1 protein-coding gene and 2 pseudogenes are annotated in these 1,821 nt (G+C 39.8%); all 3 read left to right on the top strand.

Annotated elements, in window-relative coordinates; genetic code table 11:
* A pseudogene (locus AC1DVB_RS26985) lies at positions 1-201 on the top strand (hypothetical protein); the annotation flags it as partial.
* A gap of 14 nt (positions 202-215) precedes the next feature.
* A complete protein-coding gene (locus AC1DVB_RS26980; protein WP_370022626.1) occupies positions 216-1,157 on the top strand; it encodes a hydroxymethylglutaryl-CoA lyase in 942 nt (313 codons plus the stop codon).
* Positions 1,158-1,340: 183 nt separating this feature from the next.
* Positions 1,341-1,821: pseudogene (locus AC1DVB_RS26975) on the top strand (SLC13 family permease); the annotation flags it as partial.

The raw sequence follows: 1,821 nt of genomic DNA, 5'->3' as shown, positions 1-1,821 counted from the left end.
CTAAAAGTTCCAGGTATTGTACCCAAATTGAGCAAAACTCCCGGAAGTATTAATTGGGCTGGTCCAAAACTAGGAGAGCACACAGAACAGGTTTTAAAGGGGGTTTTGGAACTAGCAGAGGATAAATATGATGAGTGGCTCGCTTCCGGGGTTATTTCAGATCATGAAACTAGTAAGCTGAAAAATAACAGTACAAAATGAGGAGATGAAATAAAATGAACTTACCAAAACGTGTTGAAATCATAGAGTCTGGACCGAGGGACGGAATTCAAAATGAAAAGATCTTTATTCCAACTGACTCGAAATTGCAATTGATACATGCACTAAGTGAGACGGGGATTAAAAGAATGGAGGCTACTTCATTCGTTTCACCCAAACATGTACCACAAATGGCAGATGGAGCCGAAGTTTTTAGAAATATCAACAAACGTGAAGATGTGCAATACATGACATTGATTCCGAATAAGCGGGGATTTGATTTGGCTAAAGATGTAGGGGCAACCAGCTTAGCCTTGTTTGTTGCGGCAAGTGAGACGTTCAATAAAAAAAATGTAAGGATGTCCATTGAAGAGTCCTTATTCCAGTTATCCTCTGTCGTAGAGGAAGCTAAGAATGAAAATATGTTCATACGGTTCCATATCTCAACAGCTTTTTATTGCCCATATGAAGGTCCGGTTCAGGAAGGGACAACCCTTGGCCTTGTTCATGCATTAGAAAAATTAAATGTGGACGAAATTGTGCTTTGCGATACAATTGGCAGAGCTAATCCTAAGCAAGTATATCATTTGTTCGGTAAAACCTTGGACCTCTCACCCACAGCGAAAATAGCAGCCCATTTCCATGATACTTATGGTTTATCAAAAGCCAACTCATTAGCAGCATTGCAAGCAGGTATCACTTCTTTTGATACTTCCATAGGAGGATTGGGCGGTTGTCCTTTTGCGCCTGGAGCGGCAGGAAACGATGCAACTGAAGACTTTGTATTCATGCTTCATGAAATGGGAATAGAGACTGGTATTGATTTTGATAAACTCATGCATTGTGTAACTCTGATAAAAAAAATGACGAATCGTACATTGACTGGCCACCTCCACAAAATAGAAAATCCATACTCCCCAGAGAATAATACCAATGATATTGTAAAACAGAACTCTTAACCGTTTTTTCATACAAATAAATATCACTCCCTCCATATAAAGTGCAACTGGCGATTTCTCTTCATGACAAATAATGTAACCGTTTTCTCGGAGCGTTTAAAAGGTTTATAGAATTTTTCTTCAAACCCTTTCGTTTAAAAGATATAAAGGCTACAAATAAATCATTTACAAGGGGATATGTGAATGGCTATTTTAGGGTTTCTGATGATTGGTACATTTCTTTATTTAGTGATGTCAAAACGAGTTTCTGTTTTAATCGCATTTGCACTTGTGCCGATTATATTTGCACTTATCGGCGGTTTTGGGTTGGAAATAGGGAAAATGATGTTGGATGGAATCGCAAAAGTTACACCGACGGGTATTATGATTGGTTTCTCCATTTTGTATTTTGGTTTGATGATCGATAAGGGCTTATTTGACCCAATGATAACCCGGCTCATTCGTTTTGCAAAAGGAGATCCTCTAAAAATAGTAATGGCCACGGCTATCATAACTTTAGTTGTTGCTTTGGATGGGGACGGTTCTGCAACTTTCATGATAACAGTCACCGCTTTGTTGCCAATTTATACGAGTTTGGGCATGAGCTCACGTACATGAGCTGGAGTAGTGGCGTTGGGGGCGGGGGTCATGACTATTGTTCCATGGGGAGGGCCGCTCGCTAGAG

It is taken from the genome of Peribacillus sp. P4_D6, from assembly GCF_056401795.1.
The sequence above is the reverse complement of the archived record's forward strand: the minus strand, read 5'-3'. Positions and strand labels throughout refer to the sequence as shown.